At 68.0% G+C, this 25,399-nt stretch carries 27 protein-coding genes and 2 pseudogenes; 2 read left to right on the forward strand and 27 right to left on the reverse strand.

Going from position 1 to position 25,399, the window contains the following annotated elements:
• Position 1: 1 nt before the first annotated feature.
• The 5 genes from IPJ61_RS17755 to IPJ61_RS17775 all read right to left on the reverse strand — a co-directional run bounded on the left by IPJ61_RS17755 (position 2) and on the right by IPJ61_RS17775 (position 2,939).
• Entirely contained in the window at positions 2-463 is a 462-nt protein-coding gene (locus IPJ61_RS17755; protein WP_297110775.1) for a hypothetical protein, read from the reverse strand.
• Positions 463-1,203 carry an SH3 domain-containing protein gene (locus tag IPJ61_RS17760; RefSeq protein WP_297110778.1) on the reverse strand — a complete coding sequence of 247 codons (741 nt, stop codon included), beginning with the start codon at positions 1,201-1,203 and terminating at the stop codon, positions 463-465. The genes IPJ61_RS17755 and IPJ61_RS17760 overlap by 1 nt, the downstream gene beginning before the upstream one ends.
• Positions 1,204-1,273: 70 nt before the next feature.
• Positions 1,274-1,693 carry a hypothetical protein gene (locus IPJ61_RS17765; RefSeq protein ID WP_297110780.1) on the reverse strand — a complete coding sequence of 140 codons (420 nt, stop codon included), beginning with the start codon at positions 1,691-1,693 and terminating at the stop codon, positions 1,274-1,276.
• A gap of 15 nt (positions 1,694-1,708) precedes the next feature.
• Positions 1,709-2,467: a hypothetical protein gene (locus IPJ61_RS17770; protein ID WP_297110783.1), complete on the reverse strand. Its 759-nt coding sequence runs from the start codon at positions 2,465-2,467 to the stop codon at positions 1,709-1,711.
• The gene (locus IPJ61_RS17775; protein WP_297110786.1) at positions 2,460-2,939 is read right to left on the reverse strand and encodes a hypothetical protein; all 480 of its coding nucleotides are present in this window, start codon (positions 2,937-2,939) and stop codon (positions 2,460-2,462) included. The genes IPJ61_RS17770 and IPJ61_RS17775 overlap by 8 nt, the downstream gene beginning before the upstream one ends.
• A gap of 38 nt (positions 2,940-2,977) precedes the next feature.
• Here IPJ61_RS17775 and IPJ61_RS17780 point away from each other — a divergent pair.
• Positions 2,978-4,149: pseudogene (locus tag IPJ61_RS17780) on the forward strand (IS3 family transposase).
• 22 nt (positions 4,150-4,171) lie between these two features.
• Here IPJ61_RS17780 and IPJ61_RS17785 read toward each other — a convergent pair.
• From IPJ61_RS17785 to IPJ61_RS17830, 10 genes and pseudogenes are all read right to left on the reverse strand, one after another.
• Positions 4,172-4,855: a hypothetical protein gene (locus IPJ61_RS17785; protein WP_297110791.1), complete on the reverse strand. Its 684-nt coding sequence runs from the start codon at positions 4,853-4,855 to the stop codon at positions 4,172-4,174.
• Positions 4,855-8,940: a fibronectin type III domain-containing protein gene (locus IPJ61_RS17790; RefSeq protein ID WP_297110794.1), complete on the reverse strand. Its 4,086-nt coding sequence runs from the start codon at positions 8,938-8,940 to the stop codon at positions 4,855-4,857. The genes IPJ61_RS17785 and IPJ61_RS17790 overlap by 1 nt, the downstream gene beginning before the upstream one ends.
• Before the next feature lie 313 nt (positions 8,941-9,253).
• The gene (locus IPJ61_RS17795; RefSeq protein ID WP_297110797.1) at positions 9,254-11,776 is read right to left on the reverse strand and encodes a phage tail protein; all 2,523 of its coding nucleotides are present in this window, start codon (positions 11,774-11,776) and stop codon (positions 9,254-9,256) included.
• A 574-nt stretch (positions 11,777-12,350) separates the two neighbouring features.
• Positions 12,351-12,992, reverse strand: a pseudogene (locus tag IPJ61_RS22360) (tape measure protein); the annotation flags it as partial.
• A 154-nt stretch (positions 12,993-13,146) separates the two neighbouring features.
• Complete coding sequence (locus IPJ61_RS17805; protein WP_297110802.1) at positions 13,147-13,419, reverse strand: hypothetical protein; 273 nt, start codon at positions 13,417-13,419, stop codon at positions 13,147-13,149.
• A 119-nt stretch (positions 13,420-13,538) separates the two neighbouring features.
• Positions 13,539-13,865, reverse strand: a complete 327-nt coding sequence (locus IPJ61_RS17810; RefSeq protein WP_297110805.1) for a hypothetical protein — start codon at positions 13,863-13,865, stop codon at positions 13,539-13,541.
• 88 nt (positions 13,866-13,953) lie between these two features.
• Positions 13,954-14,538, reverse strand: coding sequence for a phage tail tube protein (locus IPJ61_RS17815; protein ID WP_297110808.1), 585 nt, complete (start codon positions 14,536-14,538; stop codon positions 13,954-13,956).
• 3 nt (positions 14,539-14,541) lie between these two features.
• Positions 14,542-14,721 carry a hypothetical protein gene (locus IPJ61_RS17820; RefSeq protein ID WP_297110811.1) on the reverse strand — a complete coding sequence of 60 codons (180 nt, stop codon included), beginning with the start codon at positions 14,719-14,721 and terminating at the stop codon, positions 14,542-14,544.
• A gap of 2 nt (positions 14,722-14,723) precedes the next feature.
• Entirely contained in the window at positions 14,724-15,125 is a 402-nt protein-coding gene (locus IPJ61_RS17825) for a hypothetical protein (RefSeq protein WP_297110814.1), read from the reverse strand.
• Positions 15,125-15,376 carry a hypothetical protein gene (locus tag IPJ61_RS17830; RefSeq protein ID WP_297110817.1) on the reverse strand — a complete coding sequence of 84 codons (252 nt, stop codon included), beginning with the start codon at positions 15,374-15,376 and terminating at the stop codon, positions 15,125-15,127. The genes IPJ61_RS17825 and IPJ61_RS17830 overlap by 1 nt, the downstream gene beginning before the upstream one ends.
• A gap of 556 nt (positions 15,377-15,932) precedes the next feature.
• On the opposite strand from IPJ61_RS17830, the gene IPJ61_RS17835 reads away from it, so the two are divergent.
• Positions 15,933-16,286, forward strand: a complete 354-nt coding sequence (locus tag IPJ61_RS17835; RefSeq protein WP_297110820.1) for a hypothetical protein — start codon at positions 15,933-15,935, stop codon at positions 16,284-16,286.
• On the opposite strand, the gene IPJ61_RS17840 is transcribed toward IPJ61_RS17835, so the two are convergent.
• From IPJ61_RS17840 to IPJ61_RS17895, 12 genes are all read right to left on the reverse strand, one after another.
• The gene (locus tag IPJ61_RS17840) at positions 16,283-16,738 is read right to left on the reverse strand and encodes a hypothetical protein (protein WP_297110823.1); all 456 of its coding nucleotides are present in this window, start codon (positions 16,736-16,738) and stop codon (positions 16,283-16,285) included. The genes IPJ61_RS17835 and IPJ61_RS17840 overlap by 4 nt on opposite strands.
• Before the next feature lie 15 nt (positions 16,739-16,753).
• The gene (locus IPJ61_RS17845; protein WP_297110826.1) at positions 16,754-16,924 is read right to left on the reverse strand and encodes a hypothetical protein; all 171 of its coding nucleotides are present in this window, start codon (positions 16,922-16,924) and stop codon (positions 16,754-16,756) included.
• Positions 16,921-17,811, reverse strand: coding sequence for a phage major capsid protein (locus tag IPJ61_RS17850; protein WP_297110829.1), 891 nt, complete (start codon positions 17,809-17,811; stop codon positions 16,921-16,923). Before IPJ61_RS17850 ends, IPJ61_RS17845 begins: the two co-directional genes overlap by 4 nt.
• A gap of 15 nt (positions 17,812-17,826) precedes the next feature.
• On the reverse strand, positions 17,827-18,453 hold the full coding sequence (locus IPJ61_RS17855) for a hypothetical protein (RefSeq protein WP_297110831.1): 627 nt from the start codon (positions 18,451-18,453) through the stop codon (positions 17,827-17,829).
• A 142-nt stretch (positions 18,454-18,595) separates the two neighbouring features.
• Positions 18,596-18,829, reverse strand: a complete 234-nt coding sequence (locus IPJ61_RS17860; RefSeq protein ID WP_297110834.1) for a hypothetical protein — start codon at positions 18,827-18,829, stop codon at positions 18,596-18,598.
• Positions 18,826-20,145 carry a VG15 protein gene (locus IPJ61_RS17865; protein WP_297110837.1) on the reverse strand — a complete coding sequence of 440 codons (1,320 nt, stop codon included), beginning with the start codon at positions 20,143-20,145 and terminating at the stop codon, positions 18,826-18,828. The genes IPJ61_RS17860 and IPJ61_RS17865 overlap by 4 nt, the downstream gene beginning before the upstream one ends.
• Positions 20,146-20,148: 3 nt before the next feature.
• Positions 20,149-20,307: a hypothetical protein gene (locus IPJ61_RS17870; RefSeq protein WP_297110840.1), complete on the reverse strand. Its 159-nt coding sequence runs from the start codon at positions 20,305-20,307 to the stop codon at positions 20,149-20,151.
• Positions 20,304-21,719, reverse strand: a complete 1,416-nt coding sequence (locus IPJ61_RS17875; protein ID WP_297110843.1) for a phage portal protein — start codon at positions 21,717-21,719, stop codon at positions 20,304-20,306. The genes IPJ61_RS17870 and IPJ61_RS17875 overlap by 4 nt, the downstream gene beginning before the upstream one ends.
• Complete coding sequence (locus IPJ61_RS17880; RefSeq protein WP_297110847.1) at positions 21,668-23,143, reverse strand: hypothetical protein; 1,476 nt, start codon at positions 23,141-23,143, stop codon at positions 21,668-21,670. The genes IPJ61_RS17875 and IPJ61_RS17880 overlap by 52 nt, the downstream gene beginning before the upstream one ends.
• Complete coding sequence (locus IPJ61_RS17885; protein WP_297110850.1) at positions 23,097-23,336, reverse strand: hypothetical protein; 240 nt, start codon at positions 23,334-23,336, stop codon at positions 23,097-23,099. Before IPJ61_RS17885 ends, IPJ61_RS17880 begins: the two co-directional genes overlap by 47 nt.
• Positions 23,337-23,437: 101 nt before the next feature.
• Positions 23,438-23,692, reverse strand: a complete 255-nt coding sequence (locus IPJ61_RS17890) for an HNH endonuclease (RefSeq protein WP_297110854.1) — start codon at positions 23,690-23,692, stop codon at positions 23,438-23,440.
• 449 nt (positions 23,693-24,141) lie between these two features.
• Entirely contained in the window at positions 24,142-24,984 is an 843-nt protein-coding gene (locus IPJ61_RS17895) for a hypothetical protein (protein WP_297110857.1), read from the reverse strand.
• Positions 24,985-25,399: the final 415 nt, after the last annotated feature.

The following is a 25,399-nucleotide window of genomic DNA, read 5'->3' on the forward strand; positions in this document are numbered from 1 at the left end:
ATCAGTTCTCCTTCTGCGTTGAGCGCAAGCCCTTGATGGCCTGCCAAATCCGGTTGTGTTCATCGCGGGCATTCGTGCGGTCCTCGTGGTCGGCCTGCGCGAGCTGCTGGTCGACCTGGCCCTGCTGGCTGAGCGTCGCGCGAATCCCCGCGATCTCCGCATCGTGGCGACGCTGCCCCTGCTCAACTCGGTCCACACCGTCACCGAGCGCATCGAGCTTCCCCTCGACCCGGTCCAGGTCATCGCGCAGATTCGTGGGATGAGAGTTCTCGAGCTGCTCCCGGCTCGCCGCCGTGTCGCCCTTGATGGCGGCCTGCTGCGCGGACAGCCGCTGGATCTGCCTCGACTGCCCATCAAACTTCCGGCGAGTTGACAGGTGAGAGATGATCACCGGGGCGGCGACGGCGGCCATCATCACCGCCAGGTTCGCCCACCAGGGCGCGTTCGGGTCGAGGGGAGGCATCAGACCCGCTTGAGGTACCTCGTCGAGTACCACCAGCCGCCCGTCGACTTTGCCCAGCCGTCGCGGAACTCGACAATGTCGAGCACGTAGCCCTTGTGGGCGCGCATCCCGACCCGGTACCGGGTTCCCGGGCCGGTGCGTCCGTTCAGCGGCAAAACCCAGGTGACAACCCGCATCCGCGTCGTCTTCGGCTGCGCGGGCGCGGTGGGCTTCGGCTTCGACGGTGCCGGTCCGGTCGCCGGAGCGTCTCCGAGCACGACGTCGTCGAGGCGATCCAGCCAGCCGACGCCGTCCGGCTCGAGCCACAGGTGCGCGTGGTCCTCGTGCCAGTCCGACACGGACGATCCGGCGTTGCGGCCCGGCAACGGACCCCACGCGGCATACCGGGTGCGGTAGATGCGGCGGTCCCAGATGATGTGCCGGATCCCGAGGGCCTTCGCGTTCGGGACCAAGACCTCATTGATGAGCCGGTTCGTCGCCGCCCAGGCCGCCTTGTCGTACAGGCGGGCGAGGATGCCGGTGCTCGCGGTCGCGATGACGTCGAGGCCGCGGCCGGTGACGTGCTCCGACGACGAGGACCGCCAGCCTGAGCCGATCCACAGCAGCGCCGCCAGCGCCGGAGAGCGCCGGATCAGGGCATGCAGACCGCGCGCGAGACGCTGACCTGCCGGGGTCATCCGGGTCAGAGCGGTCGCCCAGTACGGATCGGTGAGAGCGCGTGCGCGCTGAGTGCTGGCCATGGGAGGTACTCCTTCAGGGATGCGAGAGCCCCCGGGGTGGCCGGGGGCTCAGAGGATGGTGGGGTGGGGTCTAGGCAGGCAGGAGGCCCCGGGCTGTCAGCGAGGCGATCAGGCCCGGATCTGTGACGGCCGCCAGGTTCGCGTTGACCTGCTCCGCGCCGATCAGCTGCATCAGCGCGGAGGCGATGTGTGCGTCGGTCACGGCCGCGGGATTCAGCCCGGGCTCGGGCGGGATCGGGTGGGCTGCTTCGGCGGCGGCGATGGCTGCCCGGCGCGCCTCCATCGCCTGTTCGCGCGCAAGGCATGTGTACTCGTAGACGGCGGCGATCGTTGCGCCAGACTCGTCCAACTCGGCGATCACAAGTTCGCGGCGGAGCCGCTGCGCGTCGTGCTCGGCGGTGGCGCAGCCGAGGGTGGTCGCGACGGCGACGACGCGCTCGGTGAGCGCCTTGTCGGACGCTGCGGCGATGATGGCGTGGCTTGATGGCATGGGGCCGCTCCTTGGTCAGGGCTGTAGCTGGTAGGCGATGACGTGGACGGTTGTCGTGGCCGTTGTGTCGGTGCGGCGGATGTTGATGTTGCAGCCGCTGGCGGAGATGTTGTCCGGGGAGACCGCGACGACGTGCGGCGCTGACGTGTCCGGAGACATGACGACCGTCGGGGTCTTCGTGAACACTCCGACCGGGAACGTCACGGCCTGCTGCGTGGTCACGTTCTGGGCGAGGCCGGTCACGGTGACCCGCTCGTCGTATGAGGCGAACGGCATGTGTCTGGTGATGCTGTCGGGGCTATAGGACCGGGCCGACCCGTCGGCGCGGAAGTACCATCGCCAGTACGGGCCTGCCACCCGGTCTCCGGCCTCAATGCCCACTGCTGCATGCCCACCTGATGACGTCAGGTAGGTGCGACCCATCTGTGTCCCGCCGTTGCGGCTCAGTCGATAGCTGGGCTCGTTGTCGGTGCTGTCGCCGAGCGAGATGACTACCCGGCCTGTAGTGGTGTAGGTGACGGCCGACGATTCCAGGTCGCTCGGGCCATGGATGATGGGCTGCGTCCCCGACGAGGTGCGTGCCAGCTCGACTCTGACGCGGCCTCCAACGTGGAGGTTCGCGGGCTTGATGAGCGAGCGGGGCGCGCCGACGAGCGGGGCGGTGTCGCCGTCGATCTGGATCCGCAGCGGTGTCACTGACGTGACGACGGCCCACACCCATTCTGAGCGCGGCGCGTCAGGGCCAGGCAGCAGGAAGTCGAGTGGGTTAGCCACCGAGACCCACCTCCCGCCACTCGTGATCCATGAGCCCGTCCGCGACGAGAGTGAGCGTCCACGACGACGACGTGGCCCGCAGCGGCGCCATGTTCCGCGACGGCGACACAAGGTCGATCCGGTCGTTGGGCCACACAGGCACCGGCGCCGTCGTGACCTGCACGTTCGTCACGGATGTGGTGAGCGCCTCAAGGCGCCGATCAGCGAGCCCTTGCAGCGCGTCCAGGGTTGCGGCATCGACCCCGGTCTCGCGATGGGTAATGACCCGGCCGCGACGGACCGTCGAATACTTCGAGTCGGGGTCGGCGTTCGTGGCCGTCGCAACCATCGCCGGGGTCTCCTCATCGCCCTGGGACACGAGCACGACCCGGTTCGGGACCGCATACCAGTCCTCGGACTCCGACCAGCGCGGCAGGTACAGCGAGCTCGGCGGCTGGGACTGCTGAAGGTTTGGTTGACTCCAAGATCGCATGACTCTCACGAGAGGGTCGTGCTGGAAGGATGGCATCCATGCCGAAGATCGCTTACACCGACGAGTTCAAGCGCGACGCGGTCGCGCTGGTCGCCTCAGGCATCCCGCAGAAGCAGGTCGCCAAGGACATGGGGATGGCCAAGACCACCCTTCAAGCCTGGGTCCGCGACGCTCGCTTCCAGTCCCACGGGATGACCCCGACCACCGATCCTGAGCAGCGCAAGGACATGGCCCAGGCGTTACGCAGGATCCGCGAGCTGGAGATGGAGAACGAGGTCCTACGGCGAGCGGCGGCGTATCTGTCGCAGGCTCACATCACGCCCCCAAAATGATCTACCCGCTCGTGAAGGAGATGGTTGCGGTCGGTGCCACCGTGAGGGTGCCGGTGGCGGTCGCGTGTCGGGTGTTGGGATTCCCAGCAGGGCTACTACAAGTGGCTCAGCAGCCGGTGTCGGCCCGCGAGGCCGAAGAGCGTGAGCTGATCGACGTGCTCCACCAGCTCCACGATGATGACCCGGAGGGCGGCTACCGCGTCCTGGCCGATGACATTGCCGAGTTGGGCTACGAGTTGTCGGAGCGCAGAGTGTGGCGGCTGTGCCGGGTCGCTGGCATCCAGTCGGTGTTCACCAGGCGCAAGACCCGGTACAAGAAGGCCGGCGCTCCCGTCCACGATGACCTGGTCAACAGGCAGTTCAGCGCCGACGGCCCCAACGAGCTATGGCTGAGCGACATCACCGAGCACCGCACCCGCGAGGGCAAGGTCTACCTTTGTGCGATCAAGGACGTGTTCTCCAACCGGATCGTGGGCTACTCGATCGATTCGCGGATGAAGGCCCGTATCGCCGTCAACGCGCTCCAGATGGCAGTGGCCCACCGAGGCCGGCCCGCCGGGGTGATCGTGCATTCCGACCGCGGGTCCCAATTCCGCTCCAGACGCTTCCTGAAGGCCCTCAAACGCCACGGCCTGACCGGCTCCATGGGCCGCGTGGGGGCATGCGGTGACAACGCCGCGATGGAGTCGTTCTTCGCGCTCCTGCAGAAGAACGTCCTCGACCGACGGTCCTGGAGTACACGAGAGGAACTGCGGCTAGCGATCGTGTCCTGGATCGAGGGGAAGTACCACCGGAAACGCCGTCAACGCAGGCTCGGGAAACTCACCCCGGTCGAGTTCGAACTCATCATGAAACCAACCGCTAGACTGGCGGCATAAACCCCGGAGGTCAACCAAACCTTCAGCGGACCCGCTTGCCGAACTCGAAGACCCATGCCGGATCGTCGCCAGGCCCGGCCGGGCGATGCGGCGACACCCTGTAGATGCCGTCCTGGTCGCACCACAGCGCCATGTATCCGACGACCGACAGGAGATCGTTGATGACCTGTAGCCAGGATGTGTCGTCGCCGGTGATCGGCCACGACCTCGCGGCGGGCATCGTCAACGGCGAGTCCGTGACCGCGACCCTCGTCTCGCCGAGGGCAGCGAGGATCGAAACGACCGTCGCGACGACGTTCGCGCCCTCAGCCACCGAGTAGGTCTCGGCTGGGCAGTCCTGCGCCGGCACCGCCAGCTTGTCCATGAGCGTAACCGAGCACAGAGCGAGGCCCTGCTCATCCTCCCAGACGGTCTCCGGCCGTTCCGGCAGGTAGACGCCCCAGGGGATCGGCTCGTCGAGGCCGTCGAGGTGCTGCTCGATGCGAATCCTCGCGCGGCCCCAGTCGATTCCGGCGAATCCCGTCGGCGACACCAAATCCAGGGAGCCGCCGCCTCGGATCTCGCGAAACCTGTTCTGCTCCAGCTGTCCGCTCGTGAACTCGTGGAGGTCCCGGACCAGCATGTCGTTGTCGTCGAGGAGCACCGCCGCCCACCGCGTGGACCGGTGCCCGTACATCGCGGCGCGGATCTCCGGCGTCAGATCCATCAGGACCCCACCGTCCGGTAGTCCGCGACCCGCTCAGCCGACAGCGTGACCTCGTGATGCCCCTCCGCGCCGAGACGTTTCGACGCGCCAGGCTGGACGGACACGACGAGGCAGTGCCCGTCGGGGTCACGCCACAGCTTCGGCCGGGCGGTTGTCAGGATGCGGTGAAGGTCTGGCAGTGTTGCGAGCGGGGTGCCGTCGGCGGTCGTCGCGGCATGCCGGGGTGGCACCACAGCGACGATGCCCAGCTTGTGGACGCGGCCAACACCGGCGTATTCGGTCGCGTAGGTGTCGCCCGCGAACCGGTGCAGTGCGAGGTCAGCAAGCCCGAACTCGGGCTCGCCAACATCAAGGTTGTACACGAACCTGGCCACGTCCGTGTATCCGGGGCCTGCGCTCAGGTATCCCTCGGCGACAACGATCACCTGATCCGACGGATCGTCTAGGGTCGGCGCGGGCTGCCCTGCCGGGCGGAAGTGGATCACGGTGGGGGCGCCGGGGTTGGTGGCGCCGTCGGTAGAGGCGGTGACGGCCCGCCATGCCACATCGCCCGCGACGGGGGCGCAGCGATCAGTCCAGCCCGTCAACGGGTCGAGCCCGGCGGCCAATGTCACCCAGTCGCCGCCGTCGACCTGGCGTTGAATATCGACAGTGCCGACGCCGATGCGGGTGCCGATCGTGCCGCCGTCGAAGTACGACTGGACCTTCGCAAGGGCCTCGGCTTCGGTGTCCCCCTCGCAGATGATGAGGTTGCGCCAGCGACTGCGACCGCTGGCCTTGCCGTTGGCGCCGACGAAGCGCAGCGCATAGTCTGCCATGGCCGGATCGGTGTACCACGACACCGTGAGCAGCGTATCCTCCTGGGCCACATTCGGTGCCGGGGTTGATAGCGTCAGGGTCGAGGCAGCTCCCCCTGGGGCCGTTTGCGTCACCGCCAAGGTTCTCGACGCCGCATCCTGATTACCCAGCGGCTCATCCTGGGAGTAGAGCACGCCCGCAGCCACCCACCGGCTCCACCCGGAGCCCATTCGGGCCATGGCGAGGCCGCTGGTATCCCCGGAGGTGCCGCACGGGTAGACGCTAGCCGTGGATGTCGCCTGCCTATAATCGGCAGCCATGAAGATGCCGTCCAGGTAGCTGATTGCGCCGCCGCCGTTGGCCATCGCGGCCGACGCAGCCCCCAGCGCCCTCGGGCGCGGGGCGGTGCCGTCTGCGGCTGCGGCCCACCGAATGTAGGACGCGCTGCCATTGACCGCGCCCACCCATCCGCGGATCTGCCCGGGCGGGAGCGCGAAGTTCCCGCCGGAGCCATCGAAGAACGAGACCAGCCCGTCGTCACCGACAAGCAGCTGCCCAACCACCAGCCAGTCGCCGACGACAGATGCGTTGACCTGGCACCAGACGAGCACCGAGTCGACACCCGCCGGGACTGTGTGCGTATACGCCAGCCGAGTACGCGCCGCGGGGTCCGTCGATACCGTGGAGTAAGCCGACGTTGCGGCCGCGACCCATGTGGTCCCCGCGTAGTAGTCGAGAGTGATCCTGACCTGGCGATTCGACGACACCGACAGAGCTGCCGTGATCGTCTCCCCCGGGGTAACAGCCGCCCCGTGCGGCCCGGCTCCCGGCGAGGCCCCGCAGCGCATCCGCGACACGGCCCCAGCGGTCGGGACCGCGGAATAGACGCATGTCGCCATGCCGAACGCGTCGTCGTACGTGACAGTCCCCGCCCCGCTTGCCCCCCAGGACATCAGCCAGTCCCCGCCCGTCCGTGCGCGCGGCTGGATCGCCCGATTCGTGCGAATCGGCGGAACGCTGACTGTCCCGTACGGGTCCGTCAGTCGCGGATTCGTGGCCAGGTTCCGGCGGGTCTCGGCCCCGTCGACCATCTCGACCGACGCGGACCGCCCTGGAGTGCCAAGCCATGCCGTCGATCGCAAATCCTGCTCGACGGCAAGCGTGGCCGATCCGTCGGCGCGGCCCCACAGCACCGCAAGCGCAGCCTCGTAGGGCAGCGCGTAGGCCACATCGATATCGACGAGAGCCCAGTCGGACCACAACCCAGACGCGGCCCGGACACGCACACGCACCGTGTAGGAGCGGCCGTTGTCGACACGGCCGAGCGTCGTCGATGCGCCCGCCCCGGTACCCGACCTGGTCAGCGGGGCACCCACACCGTCTTCGGGTTCGACCCTGAGTTCCCACGACGCCTGAGCGGCGCCGTCGCCCGCGAAGTACATCCACGCAACGGTCACGGTGCCCGACGGCCACGGCGATCCCGGATCAGGCGACGACAGCGTCAGCGTCGGCTTCTCCGCCAACGTCACAGCCACCACAGCAGCCCAGGCGCCGAACTCGGCATGCAAGCCCTTCGTGCGGACCTGCCATTCCAGCAGCCCCGACACGCCCAGCGCGGACACGGTGCGGGTCTGCGCCGTCGTGCCCGTCAGCGTGGTCCAGGCGCCGCCGTTGACGCGGTACCGCAGCTCGTACGCGGTCTGCGTCGAGGAGTCGATCGAGGTGTGCGTCCACGTGAAGGTGATGGCGGCGCCACGGTTCACCGCGCCTGACGTCGGCGACTTCAGCACCGGCGCACCGGGCGGTGTCAGCAGCTGCACCGTGTTCGACGGCGCAGACCACGCGGACGTGAGAGTTGACGCGTTCGTCGTGCCCGACGAGACGGACGCGTTCGCCCGATACCGGTGCGTAACCTCGGCATCGACGCCGGTGAATGTGCGCTCGACGCTGCTCGTGGTCCCGGCGACCGTGACCCAGCCAGTGCCGCCCGGATTGTCCTGCCAGCCGACCGTGACCGCCCCGAAGCCGCCCGCGGCGCCCGTCACACCTATGTCGGTGGCCGCGGTCTTGACCGCTACCAGCCCGGACGGCGTAGCCGGGGTTGTGCGGGCATCGTTCGACGCGGCCGAGGCAGCAGATCCGCCCGGGTTGATCGCCACGACCCGCCACCGATACGACCGGTTCGCGACAGTGGTCGTGTCCGTGTAGCCCTCGGCGGTCCCCGCGACCGTGGCGACGGTCGCCCACCCAGACCAGCCAGCGGCACCGATCTCGGCCCGCTCGATCCGCTGCGACGCATACGGCGCCGGGGCCGTAGCGTTCCGCGCCCAACCCAGGCCGTGGCTCGTGTCCGAGTTCCGCGTCACCGTCGGCTTCCCCGGCGCCGCAGGGGCTGCGGGATACGTCGACACCGTCGCCGACCAATCCGACCAGGCACCCCAGCCGCCCGCCACACCGTTACGGGCCCGAATCCGCACCCGGTACGCAGTGTTCGCGGCGAGACCCGACACGTTCCAGGTCCGTCCGCCGGACGTCAACACCTGCGACTGTCCCTGGTCCGTTTCCCAGCCGTAAGCATCGATCGCCGACCCGTTGTTCGCGGGCGCATCAGCCAGGGTGCCGCGCAGCGCCGACGACGACACCGCCACCAAGGCAGGCTTCGCGGGCTTCGCGGGCACGTTCGGCACAGTCACCGTGCCGGAGTAATCCGACCACGGGCCAGCACCGGCGGAGTTGACCGCCCGCACCCGAACCTTCGTCGCGAGCCCGAGCGCCAGCCCGGACCGCGACCACGTCCGGCCCGGCGTGTTGTCCGACGACACGAAATCGTGCGTCGACAAATCCCAGTCGTAGCGGGTGATTGAGGCACCATTCGAGGCCGGGGCCGACGCCAGTTCCGCGTTGACCCCGCCACCACCGACAGGCGCCCAGAACGCCGTCGCCGATGGGGCCTTCGGCTTACCAGGCACATCCACCACGGTCACCGACGTCGACACCGACGGCGACCCGCCCGTGTACACGCCGGTGATTTTCGCCCCGAACGTGTAGGACGTGCCGACCTTGCCGTTGACGGTGCCGGTGTAGATCAGCCGCACCCCACCGTTCTGCGAGTACGTGTAGTTCGTGGTCCCGGCGAGTTGCCCGGTCCGCGTCAACGTCTGATTGTCGGATGCGTTGTACTGCATCTCGACGTAGTACTTCGCCGTGATCACGACACCATCAAGCAACAAGTCGACACCGACCCGGATGTTGTTACCGCCAGCGGTCGCCCACGAACCCCAAACCACGAGAGGGTCACCACCTAACTGAGTTACAAATACGCCATGGCGCTATTAGGAGACGACCGGATTCCCGGGCGTATTTGGAACAGGTTGACCAGTCGGCAGATCCGGCCCGGATTCACCGAATGCTGGGAGTAGGGCGGGTATCGTAGTCGGGGCTACGGAATCGCCACCCTTCACGGAAAACGCGAAGGACTGCACCGGATCATGTATCGCGAATTGACCGATTCTGCCGAGAGTGTCGGCGCGACGTGTACAGGCGTCGCAAAGCGGCACGAACCGCCTGACTCAGCATCCAGAGGGAGAGTCCCGTTACCCATCAGACCCGGCCCCCCCTCACCGATCCACGCCGAGCACGGTTAGGGCCGTTCGCGGCCATGTCCTCAACGGTTTCCGCGGCCCGGGCAGTGCGCCACAGGCCACCTATCAGGAGGTTCGCGAGCAACTCGAGATCCTCACGGGCGAGCCGTGTCGGCCCCTGATCCGGCACATTCAGCGCCATATCCGCAGCGGTCGGCAGCGACGGCGGTGTCCACGTCGTCTCGGCCTGAATCCGCGCGCTGGCCCAGTCAGCGAGCACATCCGCCCCGTACGTGACCTCGGGCACGGCCGCGTCGCCCAGGCGGGCAGCAGCAGCAGCGACCACACCCCGGCCGGCGTCGATCGCCAGCCGCAAACCCTCAACCGCGAACCCGCCAACGGCCTTCATGACGCGCGATGGGGACTTGATGCCCAACGCCTTCTTCGCGGCCTTGACAACCTTGTCTGTGAGGACCGTCGCCGCCGCCTCCAGCTTCGCGCTGTCCTTCTTCAGCCCGTCGATCAGGCCCTGCTGCGCCTGAATCCCGACCAAGAACATCGAGTCGGCGACCGTCTTCCCGGCCTTATCCGACCACGACCCGAGCGCCGCCCAGTCACCGGCCAGCGACTTCACCTGAGACGCCGACCCCGACGCCAGCGCCTGCGCGACCGGGATACCGGCCGCCGTGCCCAGCGCCGCAACCTCTTGGATCAGGCCCGGCGGGATACCCTTCCCGGCCAGATCCTTCAGCAGCCCGGCGAACCGCTTGACCTTCGCCGCCAACCCCGCGACCGTGGCCTGTACTGTCTCGAACGTCGGCGCCGGTAGATCGTCACCGACCAGCGACCTCAAATCGAGCTCGCCCGACAGGGATTGGGACACCGACGCCGCCAACTGCGCCGACGCCGCCTTCATGTCCTTGAGGGTTGCCTTGGCCGCGTCGATCGCCGCCGTGATCTGACCCTGCGCCTTCGCAATGTCCGCCAACGTCGCGCCCTTAACGGCCTTCGTCGCGTCCTTCCGGACCTTCCCCGACGCCGTCAAACCTTGCAGCAGGGCGACCGTGCCCTTGTTCAGCCCGACCCAACGCTCGACCGCACCCTTGTACTTGCCGTCGTCCCACAGCGTCTTGGTGAGCTTGCTCTGCGCCTTGACGATCTCGTTGGCGCGCTTCAGGTCAGCGGAGGCGCCGGACAGGTTCTTCTTCGCGAGCTTCGTGGCCTCGGTCGCGGAGATCGACGGCAGCAGCGAGCGGGCCTTGACGCCCTTCCCGCGGTTCTTGTTCCAGGCCCGGATCTGGTCGTTTTCCTTCTTCCGGGCCTCACGGATTCGCTTCGACTCGGCCGCGATGGCCTTGTCGGACAGCTTGATCGTCTCCTTGGAGAGCTTCGCGATCGCGTCGCGGACCTCGGGTAGGCCGTCGCCGATGCCGAGCGCGAGACCCTTCCCGATCTGCTGGCCGATCTTCTTGCGGAAGACCTTCGACGGCGAGGCGATCCCCAGGGCACTCTTGGCCGCGTTTACGGCGGAGTTGGCGAGGTCGCGGGCCGCGTTGGTGACCCACGAGAGCCCGGCCTTGATGCCGTTGACGAAGCCACGGACCAGGTCCTGACCGGCCGACAGCAGCTTCGAGCCGATACTTCCGAGCGCGGCCTTCGCCTTGTCCGGCAGGGTCCGCACCAGATCGACCACGGCGGCGATGCCGGTACGGACTGCCTCCTTCGCGGCGGTCCACGCAGCCGTGATCTTCTCCCGCAGCTTCGCCGCAAGCGACGACGCCGCAGAGGCAACCTTCCCCGGCAGTGCCGCAACGAAGCCGACGATGGCCGTGATGCCGCCGGAGACGATCGTCTTCAGCCCAGCCCACGCACCCGAGAAGATCGTCTTGATCGCGTTCCACGCGCCCGTCACCGTCGACCGAATCGACGACAGCGCCCCACTGAAGATGCTTCTGATCTTCGACCACGCCGCATCGACGATCCCGCGGATCGCGCCGAAATTGCCGGTGAAGACCGCGTGCAGAATGAGGAACCCGGCCGCCACAACCGTCTTGATCGTGTCCCACGCCGCCTTGAACAGCGTCCCCCAGATTTTCAGTGGCGCGGTGATGACCGGCAGGATCGCGTTCAGGCCAGTCGACACGACGTTCCGCAGCGCCGACCAACCGGCCTGTGCGCCACCCGAAATCGACGACCACAGCCCCGTAAAGAATCCGACCACGCCGTTCCACGCGCCGGTGACGGCGGACACTGTCCCCGACCACGCCCCAGACACCCACGACGCCGCCGCCGACACGCCCGACGTGATCGCCGACCACGCCGACGAAGCCGCGCCAGATAGCCACGTCCACGCCGAACCGAGCCACGACACGAACGACGCCCACGCCTGCCGACCCACCTCGGTCTGCGTGAAGAACCACGTCAGGCCCGCGACCAGACCGGCGATGGCCGAGATGACGAGCCCGACGGGATTCGCCTTCATCACGAGGTTGAGCGCGGCCATCGCGACCTTCGCCCCCGTGAGAGCGCCCCTGGAGGCCACCGACGATCGTCACGACGACGGACATGGCCTTGAAGCCGACGAACGCGGCGGCGAGCGTGCCCACCAGCGCCCGGTTCGACAACAGCGACCCCGCCAACTCTGCGAGCTGCACGACAAGCGGCAGCAGCACAGGGAGCACCTTCGCGACGGCCCCCGCAAGCGCAACGCCCACCTCGCCCGCGAGCCCTGCAACCACGGGGATCGCCGGGGCCATGGCGTCGAGCACCTGGCCCAGGGCGTCCACGATCTGCGGCAGCAGCGGCTTCAGCAGGGTCAGCGCGAACCCGAGCGGCGAGAACGCCGCCACCAGCTGCGCGACCGGCCCAGCCTTCGGCAGCAGTTCTGCCAGCGACTTCCCGCCCGCGAGGGACGTGAGCGCCGCCCCGAACTTCTCCGCTGCCGGGACAAGCCTTTTACCCCACCCGTCAGCCAGAGGGCCAACCTTGGATGTGAGCGAGTCAATGACGGACGTCACGCCCGCCAGGACAGGCTTCGCGGCCTCCAGCGCGGGCGCCATGAACGCGGCGCCGAGCCTGCCGAGGGCGGCGTTCGCGTTCGCCACCGCGCCCGGGAACGTCTCGCCGGTGCGCTTCGCCGCGCCACCCATCCCGGAATCCATGGCCTTCGCGAACGTTGCGAAATCGATCTCGCCCTTCGAGACCATCTTCGACACTTCGGCGCTGGTCTTCCCGAGCTGCTTTCCGAGCATTTGGAGTACCGGCACGCCGGAGCTCATCAGCTGGAGCATGTCGTCGCCCTGGAGCTTGCCGCGGGCGGCGACCGACCCGAAGATCGTGCCGATGTCGGTGAGGGACCGGCCAGAGATCGCAGCAACGTCGGCGACCGTCGACAGCGTCGACGTCATCTCCTTGCCGTTCTTCACCCCGGCGGCGGCCATCATCGCCGCGACAGAGGCGGCGTCACCGAGGCCATAGGCAGTGCCGCGTACCGACTTCAGCGCCGAGCCCATGATCGACGTGATCGACTTCGACGAGTGCCCGAGACCCTCAAGCTTCTTCTGCGCGCCCTCGATCGAGATGGCGCGGGTCATGCCCAGCGAGATCGTCTTACCAACGAGTGCGCCGGCGCCGACGATCGCGGCACCCTTCGCGAGGACCCTGACCAGGCCCTTCGCCCAGCCCTTACCGGTCTTAGCCCCGGCGGCCTTGCCCTCGGGCACGGCCTCCCCGAGGCTGCGGCGGATGTCCTTCGCCATGCCTTGTGTTGAGGCGAGGATCGTCAGATAGGCGGTGCCGATGTCGTTGGCCACAGGACTGTCACCACCTAGATATGCCGACGAGGCCCGCACCCTCCATCAGGGTGCGGGCCTCACGCGCTGTTCGTTTGTGCGTTTCGATTGTGCGATTCAGTTATCCACGGCCGCCCGGCTGGGCGGCGTACCAGGCCTTGAACCGCCGGATCACCTCGCGGTGATCCAGTTCAGGCTTGGGGCTCTTCGGCGGCTTCGGCCGCGGTGTCGGCTTAGGCCGTGCGCCCTTACCGCCGCCACGTTGCCAGTTGCCGCCCGCGAGCTGGTCGACCGCCTGCGCGAGTAGCCACGCCTGCGGGTCCCACTGCTCGATCTCGGTCATCGGCTGCACCGCCAGGAAGGCGGTCGAGTCGCGGGGGAGATGCGCAGCCATCGCCGCCACGTCCACGACGTGCACGCCGTCGGCGAGGGCCTGGTCGAGGCCGATGCCGTAGTAGCGCCAGAAGTCCGCGACGAGCCGGTCGCGGTGCTCCTCGTTGAGCGCTACAAGGATCAGGAGTTTGGGACTGCCTCCAGCGCGCGCTGCGCGAACGCGGCGTAGTCGTCGATGGTGCGCAGGCCGAACTGGGTCTCGACGGTGTCGAGGTCCGGGAACAGGCGCTCCATCCACTCGTGGAGCGCTTCGCCGTCCTCCTTGTGGAGGCGGCGCTGCAGCCGGAAGTCGAGGGTGACTTCGAGGTCCAGGACGACGCTGATGCCGTCGATCTCGACGGTGCGGCGGTACTGTTCCGCGCCCTTCTTCTTGCCCTTCTTCTTGGGGCTCTTGGGCTTGTGGTCCTGCAACTTCGGGGCGGCAGAGGGGATGGTCTTGTCGGTCACGATGGTGCCTTTCGGTGCTTGGTGCCGTAGATGGGGGCCGGACCGGGTGAGGGCACCATCTGCTCACCCGGGCCGGGTACTGGGGGGTTTACGGCCCGGCGACGACCTTCTGGCCGTCGTCGAGGTAGTCGACGAAGTAGGCGCCGTCCGGGCCGCGGTAGGCGGTCATCTCGAACGGCAGCCCGACAGCCTCGGCGTCGCTGAACGTCTGCTCGAAGGACTCGGTGACATCCTTCGCGTTGGGGAACACGGTGCGGTGAAGCCTGCCTTCGTCGTACATGTCGAACACCCACACCGCCGGGTCGGTCTCCTCGCCCTCGTAGGTGACGGTGACGAGGTTCCCGTGGGCCTCGTTCGCTGGCGTGACCGTCACCGCCGCGGTGCCCCACTTCGCGGTCTGCACGTCGCCGTTCAGATCCTCGATGAGGGTGACATTGAAGCCGACGGAGTGCTCGGAGCGAGCCTTGCCGACCTCGTCACCACCCCACGCGTTCAGCGCGTTGTACGACTTGTTGACCTGACGTGCCCAGCCATCGCTGGAGGCGTAGCCGAGTTCCTTGTAGGCGGAATCGAGGGCGGTGGTGGCGTCGGTCGGGAGCGGGGTGCCGAGCGGGGCGCGGAAGATCGCGCCGACGTTGTTCGGCATGCCCGCCATCACGTTTTGCTTGTCCATGGTTCAGTCCTTCGGATCGATGGGCGCCGCATCGGCGGCGGGATCAGGGGTGGGGGTCTCGTCTTCGAGGTCGGGTGCCGCATCGGCGGCGGTGTCGAGCCAGCCGACAGCCAGCCAGCGGGGCGCGTCCTGCTCGGGAACCTGCACGGTGCGGCCGGTGTGGGGATGGGTTAGGGTGTGCACGGCTACTCCTGTGCTCGGTGCTGGACGATGCACGTAGCGATGTAGCGCGACGTGCTGGTTTTGGGATCGGTCTGCTGGTACGGGCCGGACGGCCAGCCGTCGAACGGCGGCACCAGCTGCCATGCGTCGAGGGTGTTGTAGACGGCTTCCATCAGCGCGGACGCGTCGGCCTCGCCGTGATCGGACCAGGCCTCGATGGTGATCTTGGAGCGTCGGTGCACGACGGTGCGGCGTTCGGAGCCGGACAGCATGACGCGGACGAGCCGGTCGGGCCTCGGGTCGGGCACGGCGGTCGCGAACGCCACCTGCATAGGCGGCCCGAACGGGTCGGGGGTCAGCCGCTCAGGGAGGTGCTCGGTCAGGTAGGCGATGACCATCGCCTCCGGGTCAGCCCAGCCGCCCATCAGCGACCACCGCCCGCGTACCTCGCGAGGTTGTGGTACTTCGCCTCAGCGGCTTGGGCCTTCGCTGTCACCGTGACGACCGCGACACGACCCTGGCCCGAGCGTCCCTGGCCAAGGCCACGGACCTCGTACCCGTCGCCGCAGCCGGCGGCGACACGCTCCGCTGCGGCAGCAAGCACGGGTAGCTGTCCGCCGACGTAGCGGTCCAGGCCGTACCGTCCGGACTTCCACTTGATCGGAATGCGGGCCATGTCAGCCCGTGATCTGCTTCAGCCGGATCACTGCCTGCCCGACACCGCCGCCGAACGGGCCGTGGGAGTAGTCGAGCGGCTTCCCGTCCTGCAGGTAGGTTCCATCGGGGGAGGGTCCAGCGGTCCTTCGTCGAGGTCGCCGTCGAGGCGGGGGCGTAGATGTCGACCAGGGTGGTGAGCGGCTCGCGGTTCCCGGCAGCGTCCTGGCTGGACGCCGCGGGTCCCCAGCCGTACACGTCGACCTCGACGGGCTCTCCCCACGCGTCCACGGCGCGGTTGTGGGAGTCGGTCGTCGGCTCGTACGGCTCTACCTCAAGCTTGTACAGGAGGTCCATGGAGCCACCTCGCTTTCGCTGGTTGGGATTCGCGGCCCGGGCAGGTAGCCCGCTGCAGGGGCGGTAAGGTGCGCAGGCCAGCGCGGCGTTACCCGCCACGGCACCCCCAGTGCTCCTTCGCGCGGTCCAATGTCGGTACAGGCCGTTTCGCGCGTTGACCCGGGCCGCGAAAGATCAAGGGATTGGACACGCCACGCAGCGGCGGCGCGTACCGTTGACGCATGGGATTCAAGGACTGGCTTCTGAGCGGCCCCGCCGCCACCTACGGCGGCCTCATGGACAAGGTGCTGCTCTACAACGACCGCATCGAATCAACACAGGGCAAGGAGCCCCTCGCCGGGGCAACTGCGCGCGTCGAGTCAGGCAGCGCCGCAGAGTCACATCTGACGCTCGGCGGCGTTCTCAAGCACGGCGCGTTCTCCGACAAGGCCCGCAAGACCACCGGCGGCGAGTCCTACCTCGTGATCGAAGGACCAGGGTTCTACTGGTCGATCGAGGTCGCCCGCGAGAACCGCAAGGCCGCCGTCGACTTCGCCGCCAAAGTCACCCAGGCCGCCAAGAAGGCCTCGGCCTAGGGCATGCCAAGTTCGGCGCCGCAGTCGCAGTAGAGCGCGCCGAACGTGCGGGCGCACGTCTCACGGTGCCCCGTCCGGCCACCGCCCATGTCGATCGTGAACGGAGCCGGGCGACGCTTGCAGATCTTCTGTAGCGCCTTGATTTCGGACGGCCAGAACAGGCCGCGACGGGAGCCCGAGTTGTCGAGGGTCTCGGACCGGCTAAACGCTCCTGCCGTCTCGGCGACGGTGACCTTCGCGCCGGTGCCGGCCTCGGCCCAGCGGACGATCGCGGAGACCAGGATCGCCTTCGCTGCGGAGCGCTGAACGTCGTCGAGTTCGCCATCGAGGCAGGGGGCGGCGAGCACGGCTTGGGCCGTGGCCGCTTCGATCATCGCCTCAGCTTTCGCCGACTCAATGGTCGCGAACGGCGTCAGGTCGGATGCCATGATCAGCATCGGCACATCAGCCATCGCCGCCCCCTCCACTTACTTCTTGGTGCGCGCCCGCGCGGGACGCACCGGCTCGGCCTCGTCGGCGTCCTCGATGTCGTCGTTGCCCGGCTCGGCCTCGTCGGCGAGGGGCCAGCCGAGCCGCTCGGCCTTCTCGTCGGTAACCTCGACGATGGCCCCGGACTCAGGGTGGCGGAGCCTGGTCACTCGATCACGACCTTGGCGAAGGCATCCAGGCTGGCGATGCCCCAGCCGTAGATGACCTCGGCACGGAACGCGACCTGGTTGTTACGCTGGAGGTCACCGCCGCCGTCGGGGTCGCCATACTCGATGACCTTGAGGCCGATCTGCTTCTGGATGCCCCAGCGGATGCCGCCGAAGTCGCCGACGAAGCCCTTGATCTTGGTGGCCGTTGCGGCGACACCCACGGCGCCGACGGTGTTCGACACCGACGCGCGGTGGCCGTCGAGATCGGACACCTCCGTGTCGAGCTTGAAGTTCGGGTAGAGCTTCTGCTCGGAGTTGGTGCCGCGAACCGAGGAGAACGCGGACGCCCACGTCGGATCGAGCGCGACGTCCTTCGGGACGAACGAGTCGGCCAGCACGAGCGCGTCGGCGGCGTCGAGGTAGGTGTAGGCCTTGTTCGCGCCGAGCGTGACCACGTTCGTGGTCTGGGTGAGCGCCTCGGTCATCGCAGCGACCGGCGCGCCGCCGGTCGGGTTGATGGCGTGGAAGACGCCGAAGTCCAGGGCGCGGGACAGCGCGGGCTGGATCAGCGCGAGGATGTCCTCGACGACGCCGAGCTGGTGGTCCTCGTCGGCGTGCATGACCTCGTCGGTCCAGCGCACCGTCTTGTGGAACTTGAACGGCTTGACCGTCTTGATGGTCGGGGTGACGGTGGAGCCGCCCTTGTTGGCGCCCTCACCGACGTACTCGGCCTCGCCGATGTCGAACGTCATCGACTCGCCGGGACCGAACTTCATCGGGATCGCGCCCGACAACTGGGCGATCGTCGAGCCGCCCTTGACCTTGCCTAGCCACGGGTCGAAGATTTGCTTGGGGATCGTGAGAGATCCGGTGGTCAACGTGGGCATGAGGCCCTCCTTCGTTTAGTCCTTGTTGAAGAGCTGGTGCGCGAACGCGCGCAGCTCGGAGTTGCCGTCTCCGGCGGGGGGTGTTCCCTCGGTGCGCACGTAGCCCTTGCGGGGCAGCAGCGACTTGAGCGTTTCGGCATGGGCGTCGATCTCAGCCTCCGTGGAGCCCTTGATCGCGTCGGCCGGGACGCCGGTCCTCGTGGCCGCCGCGTCAACCCAGCCCTTGACCTGCTCGGCGAGCGCCTCACGGTCCTTGCGGGTCTGCTCTGCGGCCTTCAGGTCGTCGCGTTCCTTCTCCGCAGCCAGCGCGCGGTCGAGCGCCTTCTGCAGGTCGGTCTTTGCTGCCTCCTGCGCCTGGTCGTACTCGCCGGCCTTGGCCTTGAGGGCGTCGTAGTCGGCGAACTTCGCGGCCGTCTTCCGGCGGGCCTCAGCGATGTGCGCGTTCAGCTCCGCCTGCGTGAAGGTCCGGCCACCGTCCTTCGGCGCGTCACTCCCGTCCTCGTCGCCGTCGGTTCCGCCGTCCTCGCCCTCCATCCGGTAGCCTCCGAAGAGGCCACGGTGGATGTTGAGGATCTGCGCGACGGCGTCCGGGGCGGTCATGTCGACCAGGTCGGTTGCGGGCCGGTAGAAGGGCGCGTGCATGAGGGGTGCCTCCAGTGAGTTGGGAGTGGGCCGGCGTGTCCCGTGGGTCACCTCGTCGCCGTCCGAGGTGCGGTGAGACGCCCGATTCAGGGCATGAAAAAACCCGCAAGGAGTCCTTGCGGGTTAGGTCAGATAGGCGCGGCTAGTCGGGCGGGTTGCCGTAGCGGTCTTGCAGCGCTTGCTGCATGCCGGTGATGTAGCCGCGGTTGTAGGCCATCGACTCGGTGCGCCGGTAGGCGTCCTTGCCGAGGTAGGAGTCGTGCTCGGGGGCGCGGCCACGGTTGGCCATCGCGTCGTCGTAGCCGGCCTGCCGGGCCTTGGCCATGACATGGGGTGGGGCGAAGGTCGCGTAGGCGGCGCGAGTGCGCTCGCTCATTGCAGCCATGTTCCGCTCCGCTTCTGGATACCATCGGTGTCGCCGCGGTGCATGGCCTGCCAGTCGGTCCAGGTCATGCGTCCGTGCTGGTCCCAGTATTCCAGCATCTCGGGTGAAGCCCAGGATCTCGCGGTCGATTCGTTGACGCTCCACAGGTCGCGGGAGGTGCGGCCTGCTGCCCTGGCCTGCGCGGTGAGCATGTGCCCGTTCGTGGCGTTCTCCGCGGCCAGATACTCGGTTTCGATGTGCGCCTCGTACTGCTCGCGCTGCTCGCGGCCTGTCGGAACCTGCTTTGTGGCTTTGCCTGTGGTTGCGGCGTACTGGGCCTCCAGCCAGCCCGACGAGCGCTCGTCGCCGAGCTGGTCGAGGAACCGGTCCTGCGTGCCGGGATCGGCCGTCGTGTACCAGTCGAAGATCTCGTCGCGGTACGGGTCTGCCATGTCGAGGCGGCGGCCGGCGGCGTTGTAGAAGCTGCTGTCGAGCAGCTCTCCGGCGCGCTCGGCTTCCTGCCAGTCCTCGCGGTCCATCGCGGCCTGCATCCGGTCCTCAAGCTGCTGCCTGGTGAGCGACTCAAGCGGCGCCGTAGCGGCCATCGCCTCTCGCATCCGGGGCAACACCGTCTCCGGCGTTAGCGGTAGCCCTTGGGCGCTCACGGCGGCCCCAGCGGTCTCGTACGCGTCGATCCAGCGCTGCTCCTGCGGCGTCGGCTCCCAGCCGTCCACGATCTCCGTCGCGACACAGCCGCAAAAGTCGTGGTACTTCCGCCCCGCCTTTGTCCACAGCGCCGAGTCCCGGCTGGTATAGCCGTCATCGAGGAAGCCCCTCGTGGCGAGCATCGCGCAGAACGTGCACGGATCACCGTCGGGGACTCTGCGCCACTGTCGACCGGACGCCGCGGCGGAGCGGTCGACGGTGCGTCGTCCGCCCATCTTCGCGCCACGATCCGCCCACACCGCGGCCTTCTCGACGATCGCCTGCCGGTGCCCGGGGTCGTCGGTGCGACGTAGAGCCTCAGCGGTGGCATGAGCTCGGACGGTGGCCGCGTCGAGCGGAAAGGGAGCAGGTTCGGTGATCCCGGCGGCGTTCTGCGCGGACCGGATCTCGGCCAAGTGGCGGGCGGCCACTCCGCTGGATGCGTCGAAGCCGAGCTTCTCGGCGGCGATGAGCGCCAGCTCGAACTCGTCGACCGCGAGGTTCCCGGCTGCTAGTTCCTGGCCCAGTTCGAGGACGAGGGCGGCGGTTGATGCGCCGACGGACAGTTCCGCGCGGCGGTAGCGGTCCAGGAGTTCCCGGAGCTTTGCCGGGGCGAGGGTCACGGGTCAGCCCTCGAGCTTGGTTGCGTCCGCCTCGGGTAGCCGTAGGGACACGGGCACGGCGCCGGTGAACTCGACGCCGTCGAGACCGACCCTCTCAGCAGCAGAGGCGGGGGCGACGCCGGAGCGGATCAGGACGCCCATCGCGTCGGCCTTCGCCTTCACGTCGTCGCCCCCCCTGCCTGGCGGCTGAGTTCCCTGGCCATTCGGTCGATTGGGCTCTCGGTGGGCGCAGGGCGTTCCGCGCGGAGCCGCTCGACGAGAGCGTCGTCGAGTCCGAGCATCTCGACCGCGACATCGGTTTCAGCGATCCACGGCAGCGCGGAGACGGTCTTCGCGAGCCAGTCCGCGGCTTGCGCCTTCGAGGTATGCCGCGCGTCACGCCACACCGGGACCAGCCGCCGCATCTCCGCGGGGAGTTCGGTCTCGCCGGTCGCGATCCGCCACGCGTGCTGCTGGATACGGATATGCGCCCGGGCAAACCCGTCTTGCGTGTCCTCGGCCTCGGAGATCAGCTCCTCGCGGGACGCCAGGTACGAATCCGCCGACGTCGGGTTAGCTTGCACCGAGCCCACACCGAGCGACGACACGGGGATCTTCGCCTCGCCCGCGAAAAGCTGCGCCCACACCTCAAGCTGCGAGGTGTGCGGCTGCTGCGAGCCCTGGTCAATCTGCTTCAGCGTTGCACGCGCGTTGTCGGCGGCTTCGTCGTTGTCGGGGACCGCGAACATCGACGAAAGCAGGAGCTTCATGGCCGGGTTCTGGTCGAACAGAGACTGGTCCGGCCCGAACAGGGCCAGCAGTGGCGCGCCGTAGAAGTCGGCGGTGCCTTCGGAGCGAAGCATCGACCGGATAGCCGACTGCGTGAGCCGCATGATGGGCCGCGAGATCCTCGACGACCCGAACGGGCGCCCATCGCGCTCGCGGTAGACCAGCGGCTCGACGGGCACCGTGCCGTCAATCGTCGGCGTGCGGTCCTCGACGCGCTTGTCGATGACGACGACGGCCTCGCCAGGCACGTACAGGTTGAAGTCCTTCGGTGCGCCGGACGTGTCGTAGGCGGACACCGACAGGAAGTTGTTCAAGCGGCGCGCCCGCGTGTTCCAATCACCGGTCCCGTGCAGCGCGTTCTGGCGGGTGATCAGCACGTCAGGCTCGCCCGCGCCGCCGCGGTGTGCGATGAGCCACGCCACGCCCAGTTCCAGCGCCGACAGTTGCGCAATGCGGGACTGCGCGACGTACTCCGTGTCGTCCAGGATCGCGTCAAGGCCGACGGCCTCGAGCTTTCCCCCGGGGATCGCGAAGCCAGTGAGCCGAACCCGCTGCGCGAGTGCCTCAACGGCCTTCGCGGGCCAGCCCAGCACCAGCCGCACCTCTCGAAGGTACGGCGGCACCGTCGGCGGCAACTTCGGCAGCTTCTTGCAGTCCATGTGACCCTTGCGGGTCTCGTTGCTAAGCCTGCGTGCCGCCAATGTCTTCGTGAGCAGGCCGACGGTCGCCTGCTCGGTGTCGGTGAGGCCGACAATCATCCGGTCACCGCCCTCCAGCCGCTTCCGGACTTCTTGCTGGTCCTGCACTTCGTAGCCGCCGCCCACAGCGCGAGCGTCGCAGCATCCAGGGAGGTCACATCGCCGTCGCCTATGGCCTGCCAGCCCCAGCCGCCGGCCGTGCCGATCTTTCGTTTCGTTGCGACCGCGACCGCGGCATTCAGGCCCGCCTGGTTCGAGTGGGTGAGGGTGCCGTCGTTGATGGCGTCCTCGATCATGCTGTGCGCCGTCTGCACGTCCGACACTGTCGGCATCGTGAGGCGGCGGGACGGGACGCAGGCCTTCGTGAGCGCCTCGGCCATGGCCCCGACGCCCGACTTGCCGTCGATCACAGCCGCGCCCAAGCTGCGCCACTGCGCGGCGATCAGGTCCACCAGCAGTGCGTTGCCGACAACAGTTGGCCAGCAGCCAAGCGCCTCGACATGCAGGTCGTCGTTGATGTCCCGACGGCACGCCGCCGCAGCGACGCGCTTCCCGTCGAGCGAGAACTTGACCCCGAGGGCCACAGGGCCGTCAGCGCCGACAAGTGTTCGTGTCACACGTGACGCCCACACGGTGCTGTCGATCGCCAGGGCCGGGCCGGTATTCTCATCCCAGATCCCGTAGCCCTCACGACGAAACGACGCGGCGCCCAGGTTCTTCCACATCCGAAGGATCGCGGCGCGGGTCGTATGCGTCGGGAAAGACGGATTCGCTCGGGCGACCTGCATCCAATCGATCCGGTCTCGCGGAGCGTCGCGCCCTGCGGAGAACTCCACGAACAACATGTCCTCGGCGGTGCCGCTGAGCGCCTCGGCGCGGCGCCGGCGGAACACTTCTCCGGAGTCCGTTGGGCGCGGCGGGGTTCCGATGATGAAGAACAGCGGATTTGGCGCCCGGTTCTGCGTCGGGAGCATGTCGTCGAGTGCCTTCTCGGTGAGGCGCTGGCCCTCGTCGAACACGAGTAGGTCGACGCCCGCGAAGCCGAGCCCGAAACCCTGTTCGCGAGCCCCGAACAAGATCCTTGAGTCGTTCGCGAAGACGATCTCGCCCTCGCCGTTGGCGACCCGCACCGCCTTCACGAACGGCGCGATCGCCTTCCGCCGGGCGAAACCCTGCATCGCACGCAGCGTTTCCTTCGTGGTCCGCAGCTGGTGCGATGTCCACAACGCCGTCATGCCCGGATTGATCAGGCACAGCGCGAAGATCAGCCCGCCAAGGAGGAACGTCTTGCCGACCTGTCGAGGGATCGACATCACGATCCCGCCAACACCAGCCGCATACAGCCCATCCGCGCGCTTCGCCAGCGCCAGCTTCCCGATGGCCTCTTGCCACCAGTCGAAGGTGATCGACAGCATCCTCAGACGCCGCTGCACCTCCGGGTAGGCGGTCGAGACAATGCCCTCCGGGTAGACAAGCGTCGCACGCTCAGAGAGCCGAGGGGTCGAACTCCTGGTCGGGGACGACGCCGCCATCGCCGCCCTCCTGACTCGAGATCGCCTCAAGCTCCTCGACCTCGCGCCCGACCTCCATCAATCGACGCGACAGCGAGGCGAGATCACGGGCGGGAGTCTCGTCGGAGTTCACCGACCGGGCGAGGATCAGCCGCAGTGCCCGCAGTTCACCGAGCCGGTCGCCATCAGCGGCGGCGTCCACGATGCTCAACATCCGACGACCCCCTTGGAAAAAGCGCGGGGAGAGAACAGCCCTTTGCTGGTGGGTGGCCTGGCCGAGGTCGGCGGGGGTCCCTGCCCCTGCTGCTTCGGCGGTCAGGCGAGGCTGTCGAACAGCCCGTCCCAGCAGTCGCTGAGTGGGTACGGGCTGGCGGTGGGCTCGTCGTCCGGGAGCGTGATGTTGTCGCTCTTGGCGAGGTTGCAGGCGCGGTGGGCGAGTGCGCAGTTTTCGCGGTCGTAGGGGCTGCCGCCGTGGGCTACGGGGGTGATCTCGTCGACTTCGGCGCGCATCATGTGCGGGCTGCAGCCGGGGCAGGCGTCGTCGATGCAGCGGGTCCGTGTTCGCCCCATTGCATGGTGAGTGTTTTGTCGACTGGTCGGCCGCAGATGTGGCAGTTGTCCTCTTCGGCGAGGACTCGGCGGCGGATGCGGTCTCGACGGCTGCCGTTGGTGCGGCGCGGGTTGCTCACAACGGTCTCCAAGCGTCGGCGCGATCGCGTACGGTGCTTCGCATCCGGGCCGCGAGTCCGGTATTCATGAGAGAGGTGCAGCGAATGGCTACTTGGGTTCTGACGATGGCACCGTGGTCTTCCTGGCGAATCTGGGGCTCCGGCGGTAGCACGTGAGGAGGGCGAGCCGGTGGACTACAGCTTCGGGGTCTAGAACGCACGAAAGCCCCGAGCGTGGCTCAGGGCTTGGGTTCTGGGTGTAGAGACACTTCTACTCCCAAATGAGAACATAGCGGTCGTTCACGCTCGGCGCAAGCCTGACGGTGGTGCGCTCGATGGTGGGCTCGTTGCTCATGATGCTGCTCCTGTGGTGTGGACGATGCCGGCGTGTTGGCGGGCGAGTTCTCCGACGCGCTGTTCGTAGCGTTGCGCGGCGTCTGGGTGGAGCCACGCGTAGATGCTCCAGGGCCGCCACGAGAGGGGGCGTTCGTGGTCGCGTTCGGGCTGGATGAGGCCGCGGTGTCGGGCGTTGTGGAGTTGCTTTTCGGGGATGCCGAACTTTGCGCAGATATCCGGGGTGGTCTCGGCGGGTGCGAGGTAGAGCACGGCGGCGACTTCGTCTGCTTCGTCGGGGTTGCGTCCTCGCCAGGGCGCGACGGCGTGCGCGTTGGCGCGCAACTCGATGAGGTGGTCGATGGTGTCGGCGATGGGCTCCCACTCGGCGAGCTGGCGGGCGAAGGGCCGGAGCCGTTGGGCGATCTCGTCGGGGTTGGTGCCGACGGGCCGAGCATCGCGGGCACTCAGGAAGTCAGCTGCCAGTTCGGCCCACGCGGTTTGCAGGTCGTTGAGGGCGTCGTGGAGGCGCTCGAATCCGTCGTTCTCGCCGTTGCCGCGTCCCGACTTGCCGAGGTTGCACCGGTACGGGTGGACGAGTGTCTCTGCGAGCCATGTGCAGACCCCGGCGACGCCTTCGTCCGAATCGCCGAGGAGTTCGTCGAGGCGCCGTCCGCAGTTGTCGCAGAGGACGCCGACTGTGGCTTCGCGTGGTTGGCAGCCGTCGCAGCGTTCGGGGTTGCAGCCGTAGCACTGGTCGTTGACGCATCCGGGGGTGTGGTCGTCTCGATGTTCGCAGTAGGGCAGATGCTTTTCTCGGCTGTAGCACCCTCGTTGGCACCAGATTGGCTCGTCGTGCACGTCGCTCCTGTCGGGTAGGCAGTATCGCGCGCAACGACGGGCACGGGGAGAACTATACCCGCCCGGCCCGTCGTGTCGTGTCGGACGCGCGGGTCAGTCTCACACTGACCCATGCCGGCCCGGATGTGCTCGGCATGCTTGAGCACGACGGCCAGCTCAGCGACCCGCATCCCGATGTTCCGCACGGCATCGGCCCGGGCGTCGGCCTTCGCTTGCTTGAGCGCAGCCTCGGCGCGCTGCTCGGCGATGCGGGCCTGCCACTGCTCGCTGGTGACGTAGAACCTCACGACGTTGCCGTCGACCACCGTGTCGCGCGCGGCGATGCGCCGCAGCTCGGCCACGGCCTCGAGGTATTCCCGAGCCGCCTCCGGGACGCGGTCACTCATCGTCGTCCCCGTCGGCGTAGATGGCGTCG

The sequence above is a fragment of the Tessaracoccus sp. genome (assembly GCF_016714275.1).
In the GTDB taxonomy this organism is placed as follows: domain Bacteria; phylum Actinomycetota; class Actinomycetes; order Propionibacteriales; family Propionibacteriaceae; genus Arachnia.

What these genes read in the sequence shown, in the direction of transcription:
- IPJ61_RS17755 (WP_297110775.1), bottom strand. Translation starts at nt 463, where the DNA reads ATGCCTCCCCTCGACCCGAACGCGCCCTGGTGGGCGAACCTGGCGGTG.
- IPJ61_RS17760 (WP_297110778.1), bottom strand. Translation starts at nt 1,203, where the DNA reads ATGGCCAGCACTCAGCGCGCACGCGCTCTCACCGATCCGTACTGGGCG.
- IPJ61_RS17765 (WP_297110780.1), bottom strand. Translation starts at nt 1,693, where the DNA reads ATGCCATCAAGCCACGCCATCATCGCCGCAGCGTCCGACAAGGCGCTC.
- IPJ61_RS17775 (WP_297110786.1), bottom strand. Translation starts at nt 2,939, where the DNA reads ATGCGATCTTGGAGTCAACCAAACCTTCAGCAGTCCCAGCCGCCGAGC.
- IPJ61_RS17785 (WP_297110791.1), bottom strand. Translation starts at nt 4,855, where the DNA reads ATGGATCTGACGCCGGAGATCCGCGCCGCGATGTACGGGCACCGGTCC.
- IPJ61_RS17805 (WP_297110802.1), bottom strand. Translation starts at nt 13,419, where the DNA reads ATGGCTGCGCATCTCCCCCGCGACTCGACCGCCTTCCTGGCGGTGCAG.
- IPJ61_RS17815 (WP_297110808.1), bottom strand. Translation starts at nt 14,538, where the DNA reads ATGGACAAGCAAAACGTGATGGCGGGCATGCCGAACAACGTCGGCGCG.
- IPJ61_RS17825 (WP_297110814.1), bottom strand. Translation starts at nt 15,125, where the DNA reads ATGGGCGGCTGGGCTGACCCGGAGGCGATGGTCATCGCCTACCTGACC.
- IPJ61_RS17830 (WP_297110817.1), bottom strand. Translation starts at nt 15,376, where the DNA reads ATGGCCCGCATTCCGATCAAGTGGAAGTCCGGACGGTACGGCCTGGAC.
- IPJ61_RS17835 (WP_297110820.1), top strand. Translation starts at nt 15,933, where the DNA reads ATGGGATTCAAGGACTGGCTTCTGAGCGGCCCCGCCGCCACCTACGGC.
- IPJ61_RS17840 (WP_297110823.1), bottom strand. Translation starts at nt 16,738, where the DNA reads ATGGCTGATGTGCCGATGCTGATCATGGCATCCGACCTGACGCCGTTC.
- IPJ61_RS17850 (WP_297110829.1), bottom strand. Translation starts at nt 17,811, where the DNA reads ATGCCCACGTTGACCACCGGATCTCTCACGATCCCCAAGCAAATCTTC.
- IPJ61_RS17855 (WP_297110831.1), bottom strand. Translation starts at nt 18,453, where the DNA reads ATGCACGCGCCCTTCTACCGGCCCGCAACCGACCTGGTCGACATGACC.
- IPJ61_RS17860 (WP_297110834.1), bottom strand. Translation starts at nt 18,829, where the DNA reads ATGAGCGAGCGCACTCGCGCCGCCTACGCGACCTTCGCCCCACCCCAT.
- IPJ61_RS17880 (WP_297110847.1), bottom strand. Translation starts at nt 23,143, where the DNA reads ATGGCGGCGTCGTCCCCGACCAGGAGTTCGACCCCTCGGCTCTCTGAG.
- IPJ61_RS17885 (WP_297110850.1), bottom strand. Translation starts at nt 23,336, where the DNA reads ATGTTGAGCATCGTGGACGCCGCCGCTGATGGCGACCGGCTCGGTGAA.
- IPJ61_RS17890 (WP_297110854.1), bottom strand. Translation starts at nt 23,692, where the DNA reads ATGGGGCGAACACGGACCCGCTGCATCGACGACGCCTGCCCCGGCTGC.